General features: G+C 70.0%; 8 protein-coding genes. 6 read left to right on the top strand and 2 right to left on the bottom strand.

Going from position 1 to position 8018, the window contains the following annotated elements; all coding sequences use genetic code 11:
• Window positions 1–1157 (bottom strand): serine/threonine-protein kinase (locus BQ8420_RS02795; protein WP_235005886.1); only part of this gene is annotated, 1157 nt, incomplete at its 3' end.
• A gap of 262 nt (window positions 1158–1419) precedes the next feature.
• Here BQ8420_RS02795 and BQ8420_RS02790 point away from each other — a divergent pair.
• The 5 genes from BQ8420_RS02790 to BQ8420_RS02770 all read left to right on the top strand — a co-directional run bounded on the left by BQ8420_RS02790 (window position 1420) and on the right by BQ8420_RS02770 (window position 6482).
• Complete coding sequence (locus tag BQ8420_RS02790; RefSeq protein WP_087096210.1) at window positions 1420–2367, top strand: 4-(cytidine 5'-diphospho)-2-C-methyl-D-erythritol kinase; 948 nt, start codon at window positions 1420–1422, stop codon at window positions 2365–2367.
• Between the two features lie 83 nt (window positions 2368–2450).
• Entirely contained in the window at window positions 2451–3155 is a 705-nt protein-coding gene (locus tag BQ8420_RS02785) for a thiamine pyrophosphate-dependent enzyme (RefSeq protein ID WP_087096209.1), read from the top strand.
• A gap of 17 nt (window positions 3156–3172) precedes the next feature.
• Window positions 3173–4072 carry a transketolase family protein gene (locus BQ8420_RS02780; RefSeq protein WP_087096208.1) on the top strand — a complete coding sequence of 300 codons (900 nt, stop codon included), beginning with the start codon at window positions 3173–3175 and terminating at the stop codon, window positions 4070–4072.
• 122 nt (window positions 4073–4194) lie between these two features.
• Window positions 4195–5982, top strand: coding sequence for an ABC-F family ATP-binding cassette domain-containing protein (locus BQ8420_RS02775; RefSeq protein ID WP_087096207.1), 1788 nt, complete (start codon window positions 4195–4197; stop codon window positions 5980–5982).
• Between the two features lie 14 nt (window positions 5983–5996).
• Window positions 5997–6482, top strand: coding sequence for a glutathione peroxidase (locus tag BQ8420_RS02770; protein ID WP_087096206.1), 486 nt, complete (start codon window positions 5997–5999; stop codon window positions 6480–6482).
• Here BQ8420_RS02770 and BQ8420_RS02765 read toward each other — a convergent pair whose 3' ends face one another.
• Complete coding sequence (locus tag BQ8420_RS02765; protein ID WP_087096205.1) at window positions 6483–7424, bottom strand: aldo/keto reductase; 942 nt, start codon at window positions 7422–7424, stop codon at window positions 6483–6485.
• 111 nt (window positions 7425–7535) lie between these two features.
• On the opposite strand from BQ8420_RS02765, the gene BQ8420_RS02760 reads away from it, so the two are divergent.
• Window positions 7536–8018: a MarR family winged helix-turn-helix transcriptional regulator gene (locus BQ8420_RS02760; RefSeq protein WP_087096204.1), complete on the top strand. Its 483-nt coding sequence runs from the start codon at window positions 7536–7538 to the stop codon at window positions 8016–8018.

The raw sequence follows: 8018 nt of genomic DNA, 5'->3' as shown, positions 1-8018 counted from the left end.
GGGTGCGGCGCGGGCGGGGGCCCCTGCTGGGCCGGGCGCGGCGGCCCGGCCACCGGGTGACCGGTCGCCGGGTGCGCTCCGTGCGGCGGCCGGGGCGCCGACTGCGGCGGGTGGGTGAAGTTGCCGGTCTGGTGCGCGGGCGGCGCGACGGGGGGCGCCGCCTGGTACTGGCCGGGGGCCGGGTGGCGCATGCCCGTCGCGGTCTGGTGCGCGGGGTGCGGCATACCGGGAGGCCCGGGTGGGCCGGGCGGCATCGGCGGCAGGTTGGGCCGCCATGACTGGTGCAGGGCGTGCGACACCATGTCGTTGGGGTTGCCGGCCTCCTCGCCCCCGGCGAGCTCCAACAGGAGGTCCTGCGCGGTGGGCCTGCGGCCGGGTTCCTTGGCCAGGGCGCGGGCGACGAGACGGTCGAGCGGTGGGTCCAGGTTGCTGATCTGCGGTTCCGCGAACAGCACCCGCTTGCCCAGCGTCATGGCGTCACCGTTGCCGAAGGGGTGCGTGCCGTTGCCGGCGAACGCCACCAGGCAACCCCAGGCGAAGATGTCCGCCGAGGTGGTGACCTTCTCCTCCAGCAACTGCTCGGGAGCCATCCAGCCGGGGCTGCCCATGACGATGCCGGTCTGGGTGTGGTTGGTGGCGGTGTTCATCGCCCGCGCGATACCGAAGTCGATCACCCGGGGACCGGAGATCGACAGCAGCACGTTGGCGGGCTTGAGGTCGCGGTGGACCAGCCCGGTGCGGTGGATGGCCGCCAACGCCGCGGCCACGCCCAAGGCGAAGCCGTGCAGCGTGGAGGAGTCCAGGGGACCGTTCTCCGATATGTGCTCGGCCAGGGCGGTGCCCGCGATGTATTCGGTGACCATGTAGGGACGGTTCTCGAACGTTCCGTGGTCGAGCACCTTGGCGGTACAGAAGGAGGCGACCTTGCGGGCGTTCTCCATCTCGTCACGGAAGCGCGCCCGTGTCTGCTCGTCGAATGCGAGCTCCGGGCGGATCACCTTGATCGCTACATGGTTGTTCTTTTCGGGCGCGTTGCCCAGGTAGACGGTACCCATGCCGCCACTGCCCAGTTTTCCGGACAGCACGTAGGGACCGATGGTGGCCGGATCTCCGGCGGCCAACGGTTCCAGGTTCTTCGGGAGCTCATCCGACGGCAAGCGACCCTCCCCGACGGTGTCCAAACTCCGCCTTGCCCCAAGGTAGCGGTGTTTGTGCCCGGATTCCCACTCGCAGGCCGGATTGGGCCGTTTCGAGGGCGGGCTGAGACTGACATGACAGTGGTAGCGAGTCCGTGGTCGTGGATTGTGGTGGGACTCCGAGGCGCGGATCTTCGCACTGATCGAAGCTCGTGAACACCGTAGGCCCCCTGCCGGGGTGTGTGTTCACGCAAGGTGGGGGTTCCTTTACGATTGGGGACTCGTGACCGTTAATACCACCGTAACCGTGCGGGTCCCCGCGAAGGTGAACCTCCAGTTGGCGGTGGGGCCCGGACGCGAGGACGGATTCCACGACCTCGTCAACGTGTTCCACGCCGTCTCGCTGTTCGACGAGGTTACCGTCAAGGACGCGCACCCGCGTCAGCAGAGGCCCCTCGTCGCTCTCACCGCAGGTGGCGAGATGGGTTCGCATCTGGCCCGGGTGCCGCTGGACGAGAGCAACCTGGCGGCCCGCGCCGCCCTTCTGGTGGCGGAGGAGACCGGCCGAGGCGGGCCGGTCGACATCCACCTGGAGAAGAACATCCCCGTGGCCGGCGGCATGGCCGGGGGGAGCGCGGACGCCGCGGCGGCGTTGATCGCCTGCGACCGCCTGTGGGGTTGTGAGCTGCCCCGTGAGCATCTGCTGGAACTGGCCGCGCGGCTGGGCAGCGACGTCGCGTTCGGGCTGGTCGGAGCCACCGCCGTGGGTACCGGCCGTGGCGAGATCCTGGAACCGATGTCGAGCCCGGGCCGCTACCGCTGGGTGTTCGCCCTGTCCAAGCGTGGTCTGTCCACCGCGGACGTGTTCGGCGAGTACGACCGGTTGCGGCCGGACGCGCCCGCTCCCCGAGCGGACCCGGAGCTGGAGAAGGCCCTGGCCGCGGGGGACGCCGTGGCCCTCGGACGGTCCCTGAGTAACGATCTGGCACCGGCCGCGCTGTCGCTGCTGCCCGAGTTGGAACGGACGCTCGCGGCCGGGCGTGGCGCCGGGGCGCTGGGCGCTTCGGTGTCCGGTTCCGGCCCGACCTGCGCGTTCCTGGTGGGCGGAGACGAGGACCCGGCCGTGGTCTCCGAGCGTGAGGCGGCGGTGGTGGCGGCGTTGCGGGGCACCGGGCTGTGCGAACAGGTCGTGTCGGCGGACGGGGACGTCCCCGGCGCCACCATCGTGTGACGCAGATCATGTGAGTTTTTTCGGAGGTCGGGCCTTTCGTTCGGCTTGACCTCAACCTTTGTTGAGCCCGAACACTGGGCCGCATGACGACCGCAGCCACCTTCTCCAGGTACGCCGACCTTCCGGCGCTCATCGGACTGATGGAGGGGGACGAGAAGCACCACGGTGCCTCCGCGTCCACCCTCGACGTCCTGTGGGTGCTCTACGACCGGATCCTCGACATCACACCCGGCACCGCCGAGGCTCCCGACCGCGACCGCTTCCTGCTCTCCAAGGGCCACGGTCCCGCCGCCTACTACGCGGTGCTCGCCGCCAAGGGTTTCCTCGACGTGCCCACGCTGCGGGGCTGGACCACCTTCGACTCCCCGCTGGGCCACCACCCCGACCGTGTCCTGGTGCCCGGGGTCGAGATCGGCAGCGGTTCCCTCGGGCACGGCATGCCGCTGGGTCTGGGGACGGCCCTCGGCCTGCGGGCCCAGGGGATCCGCCGGGCCGACGGCACCGAACCCCGCGTGGTGGTGCTGGTCGGCGACGGTGAACTCGACGAGGGCAGCAACCACGAGACCATCGCCGCCGCGGGTCGACTGGGTGTGGACAACCTCACCGTCGTGGCCATCGACAACGGCTCCGCCAGCCACGGCTGGCCCGGGGGGATCGGTCGTCGCTTCGAGGTCGAGGGCTGGGAGGCCCGTGAGGTGAACGGGCGCGACCACACCGCCCTCCACGACGCCTTCACCACTTCCCGAACCGGCCGTCCCCTGGCCGTCGTCGCACGCGTCCGCAACTGAAGCCGAGGAGCCCAGACATGCGCGAGACCTTCGCTGCCACCGTCAATCAGGCCATGGACGAGGACCCACGGACAGCGGTCGTCCTCGCCGACATCTCCGCCGCGATGTTCCGCCGCTCAGCGCTCAAGCACCCGGCCCGGGTCATCAACCTGGGCATCCGGGAACAGGCCATGATCGACGTGGCCGGTGGGCTCGCGCTCACCGGCATGCGCCCGATCGCGCACAGCTACGCGCCCTTCCTTGTTGAGCGCCCCTTCGAACAGCTCAAGATCGGTCTCGGACACCAGGACGTGGGTGCGATCCTGGTGAGCATCGGCGGCTCCTACGACGCCGCCGCGGAGGGCCGTACCCACCAGGCTCCGGAGGACGTCGCCCTGCTGGACACCCTGCCCGGCTGGACCGTGCGGGTGCCCGGCCACCCCGACGAGGTCCGCGACGCCCTCGAACAGGACATCCCCGGGGACCACCGCGTCTACCTGAGGCTGTCCGACACCTCCAACCGCGCCGCCCTGCCGGTCGGGCCCCGACTGCACGTGGTGCGCACCGGCTCACCACGTTCGGCCGGGGTGGTGCTCGCCGTCGGGCCCATGCTCGACCGGGTCCTGGAGGCCACCGCCGACCTCGACGTCACCGTCGCCTACACCGCCACGGTGCGCCCCTTCGACCGTGAGGGCCTCAGCGCGCTGACCGCCGCCGCCGGCAACGCCGACGTGCTCCTGGTGGAGCCCTACCTGCGCGGAACCTCCGCGCACGAGGTGTCCGAGGCGCTCGCCGACCGCCGCCATCGCCAGTTGTCCCTGGGCGTGCCGCGCGACGCCGAACTGCGCGCCTACGGAACCCCGGCCGAGCACGCCCGGGCCCACGGTCTGGACACGGAGGGAATCGCCAAGTCCGCCCGGGAGTTCTTCTTGGTGTAGGGGTCCTCTCCCCGTGAACCCGCCCGGGACCTTGCGTGGTGCGGTCCCGGGCGTTCCCCTTTCCACCCGCTTCGCCCCCGCACGGTCCGCGCACCACCGCGGGGGCAGCACAATGGAGGGTGATGTCGAATCTGGTCAATCTTCAGGACGTGTCCCTGGCCTACGGGCCGCTCGTACTCCTCGACAAGGTCTCCCTCGGTGTCGACGAGGGCGAACGCATCGGCGTGGTCGGTCGCAACGGCGGCGGAAAGTCCACGATGATCTCCGTGTTGTCCGGGATCACCGAGCCGGACGACGGTCGCGTCGTGCACAACCGAGGGCTGCGGGTCGGTTTCCTGCACCAGCGGGACGACTTCCCCGACACCACGGTCGGCGACTTCGTCCTCGGCGGGCTCGCCGAACACGAGTGGGCGGGCAACGCGCGCATCCGCGACCTCTTGAAGGGGCTGCTCGGCGGCTGGGACCTGAACCTGCCGATGTCGGGCCTCTCCGGTGGTGAGCGCCGCCGCTCCGGTCTGGCGCGCCTGCTGGTCGACGACCACGACCTCATCGTCCTGGACGAGCCCACCAACCACCTCGACATCGAGGGCATCGCCTGGCTCGCCGCGCACCTGCGCGGCCGCTCCGAGGCGCTCGTGGTCGTCACACACGACCGCTGGTTCCTCGACGCCGTCACCACCCGCACCTGGGAGGTCGGCCGCGGCTCCGTGGAGCGCTACGAGGGCGGGTACGCCGCCTACGTGCTGGCCAAGGCCGAACGGGACCGTCAGGCCGCCGCCACGGAGGACCGTCGGCAGAACCTGATGCGCAAGGAACTCGCCTGGCTGCGTCGCGGCGCCCCCGCGCGCACCTCCAAGCCCAAGTTCCGCATCGAGGCGGCCAACCAGCTCATCGCGGACGAACCGCCGGCCCGCGACAGTGTCGAGCTGGTGCGCTTCGCCAGTTCCCGGTTGGGCAAGACCGTCATCGACCTCAAGAAGGTGTCGTTCTCGGTCCCCGGCCGCACCCTGCTGGACCAGCTCACCTGGCAGCTGGGTCCCGGCGACCGGGTCGGCCTGGTGGGCGTGAACGGCGCGGGCAAGTCCACGCTGCTCAAGATCCTCGCCGAGGAGCGCGAACCCGACTCCGGGACCGTGCGGACCGGCCGCACCGTGAAGCTCGCGCACCTGTCCCAGACCGTCACCGAACTCGATCCCACCGCCCGGCCCCTCCAGGCCGTCACGGACGTGCGCGAACACATCACCATCGGCAAGCGGGACTACACCGCGAGTCAGATGCTGGAGAAGTTCGGTTTCCGCGGCGAACGCCAGTGGACCCCGATCGGTGAACTGTCCGGTGGCGAGCGCCGCCGTCTGCAACTGCTGTGCCTGCTCATGGACGAGCCCAACGTGCTGCTGCTGGACGAGCCCACCAACGACCTGGACATCGAGACGCTCACCGAGCTGGAGGACCTGCTCGACGGTTGGCCGGGTTCCCTCGTGCTGGTCAGCCACGACCGATACTTCCTTGAGCGCATCACCGACCGCGTGCTCGCCCTGATGGGCGACGGCTCCTTGGCGTTCCTGCCCGGAGGGGTCGACGAGTACCTGGACCGACGGGCCGCCGGCGCCGGTGAGGCCACCGTGCCGCTGAGCGCCTCCGAGACGGCCGCGGCCGAGAAACAGGTCGAGGACGTCGTACCGGCCGTCTCCGCGAACGAGCGTCGCGCCGCGCAGAAGGAGATGCAGCGCGTCGAACGGCGGATGGACAAGATCGTCAAGCAGGAGGCTCGGCTGCACGAGCAGATGGCGTCCGCCGCCGAGGACTACACCAGGCTCGCCGAGCTCGACGCCGAGGCCAAGACCCTGGCGGCGGAGAAGGACGAGCTGGAGATGGTCTGGTTGGAACAGGCCGAACTCGTCGGCGACTGACGCGAGGGAGTGACATGGCGGACCTGGACGACATCCCGGTGACCCTGATCGACGGACGTGAGACCACTTTCGGCGAGTGGTCCGGGAAGGTGCGCCTGGTGGTGAACGTCGCCTCCCGTTGCGGCCTCACCCCGCAGTACGGCGCGTTGGAGGAGCTCCAGAAGCGCTACGCCGACCGCGGCTTCACGGTCCTGGGTTTTCCCAGCAACCAGTTCCTCCAGGAGTTCGGCGGTGACGAGAAGATCGCCGAGTACTGCTCGATGACCTGGGGTGTGACGTTCCCCATGATGAGCAAGGTGAAGGTCAACGGCCGGGGCCGGCATCCTCTCTACGCCGAGCTCACCGAGGTCCCCGACGCGAACGGTGACGCCGGGCGCGTCAAGTGGAACTTCGAGAAGTTCCTGGTCCTGCCCGACGACACCGTGCACCGCTTCCGACCCACGACCGTCCCCGACGCCCCCGAGGTCGTCGACCTCATCGAGGGCGCGCTGCCTCGCTGATCAGGCGAACGGAGTGGACGCCGCGTCGAGGGAGGCGACCTCGGCCTCGGTGAGTTCCAGCGAGGGCGCGGCGATCAAGGCGGGCAGCTGCTCGACCCTGCTGGCGGAGGCGATCGGGGCGGTGACGCCCTTGGCCAGCAACCAGGCGAGGGCGACGGTCGCGGGCTCGGTGGAGTGGGTCTTCGCGATCTCCACCAGGGTGTCCACGACCTTGAGGGCGTCGTCGGTCAGCAACCCCTCGGCCATGCCCTTGCGCGCCTTGCCCTCCAGGTCGGCGGCCGTACGGTACTTGCCGGTCAGCATCCCGGACGCCAGCGCGAAGTAGGGGAGCACCGCGACGTCGTACTCGCGGGCGATCGGGGCGTAGCCCTGCTCGTAGTCCTTGCGGTGGATCAGGTTGTACTGCGGCTGGATCGCCACCGGCAGGGTCAGCCCTTCTCGGGTCGCTACCTCGAACCACTCGCGCGTGCGCTCGGGGGAGTGGTTCGACAGGGCGAAGTGGCGGACGCGCCCGGACTTCACCAGGTCGTGGAAGACGCGGGCCTGGTCCTCGATGGAGACGTTCTCGTCGTCGTAGTGCGCGTAGTAGAGGTCGACGTGGTCGGTCCGAAGACGTTCGAGCGATTCGTTCAGCGCGGCGTCGACGTTCTCGGCCGACAGCCCCGGGCGGGTGGGCAGGCCGCCGACCTTGGTGGCGATGACGACCTGGTCGCGGTTGCCGCGCGCGGCCGTCCACTCACCGATGATCCTCTCGGACACGCCGCCCTCGTTACCCTCGGCCCAGATCGAGTAGAGGTCGGCGGTGTCGATGAAGTTGCCGCCGGCGGCGACGAACGCGTCGAGCACCGCGAACGAGGCCTCGCGGTCGGAGGTCCAGCCGAAGGTGTTGCCGCCCAGGTGCAGCGGGAAGACGTCGATGTCGGTACGCGGGATGCGGTTCATGGAAATCCCTTTCAGGAGGCCCCTGTACGGGACCTCGAACTATTACTTGCTGCGGAAAGTAATCTAGTCGCGCATCACTTGCCGCGTCAAGTCACCGGATAGACTGGAGGCATGACGAAGACCACCCCCGCCCGCTGGCTGGACCCGGAAGAGGATCGGACCTGGCGTTCGGTATGGACGCTGATGACGTGGCTGCCCGTGCGGCTGGACGCTCAGCTCCGCGCCGACGCCGGTCTGGGCCTGGCCGAATACAACGCCCTGTCGCAGATCTCGGAGGCGCCCGACCGGTCGATGCGGCTCAGCGATCTCGCAGCCGGGGCCAACATGACGCTCTCGCACCTGTCCCGGGTGACCTCACGCCTGGAGAAGGCGGGCTGGGTGACCCGTTCCCCGGACCCGGAGGACGGTCGATACACGCTGGGGCGCCTGACGGACGCCGGTTGGGAGAAGGTCGCCGCGGTCGCCCCCGGGCACGTCGACGCCGTGCGGGCATGTGTGTTCGACAACCTCTCGGACGAGCAGGCGCGGGCGCTCGGGGAGGCCGCGGCCCTGGTCGCCGAAGCGGTGGTGCCGTCGGGCACGGTAGGACCCTGA

The organism is Nocardiopsis sp. JB363 (genome assembly GCF_900143625.1).
GTDB lineage: Bacteria > Actinomycetota > Actinomycetes > Streptosporangiales > Streptosporangiaceae > Nocardiopsis.
This window is presented reverse-complemented; position numbering and strand designations above follow the sequence as displayed.

Coding starts and splice junctions, on each gene's coding strand:
- BQ8420_RS02785 (WP_087096209.1), top strand. CDS start 2,451: ATGACGACCGCAGCCACCTTCTCCAGGTACGCCGACCTTCCGGCGCTC.
- BQ8420_RS02780 (WP_087096208.1), top strand. CDS start 3,173: ATGCGCGAGACCTTCGCTGCCACCGTCAATCAGGCCATGGACGAGGAC.
- BQ8420_RS02775 (WP_087096207.1), top strand. CDS start 4,195: ATGTCGAATCTGGTCAATCTTCAGGACGTGTCCCTGGCCTACGGGCCG.
- BQ8420_RS02770 (WP_087096206.1), top strand. CDS start 5,997: ATGGCGGACCTGGACGACATCCCGGTGACCCTGATCGACGGACGTGAG.
- BQ8420_RS02765 (WP_087096205.1), bottom strand. CDS start 7,424: ATGAACCGCATCCCGCGTACCGACATCGACGTCTTCCCGCTGCACCTG.
- BQ8420_RS02760 (WP_087096204.1), top strand. CDS start 7,536: ATGACGAAGACCACCCCCGCCCGCTGGCTGGACCCGGAAGAGGATCGG.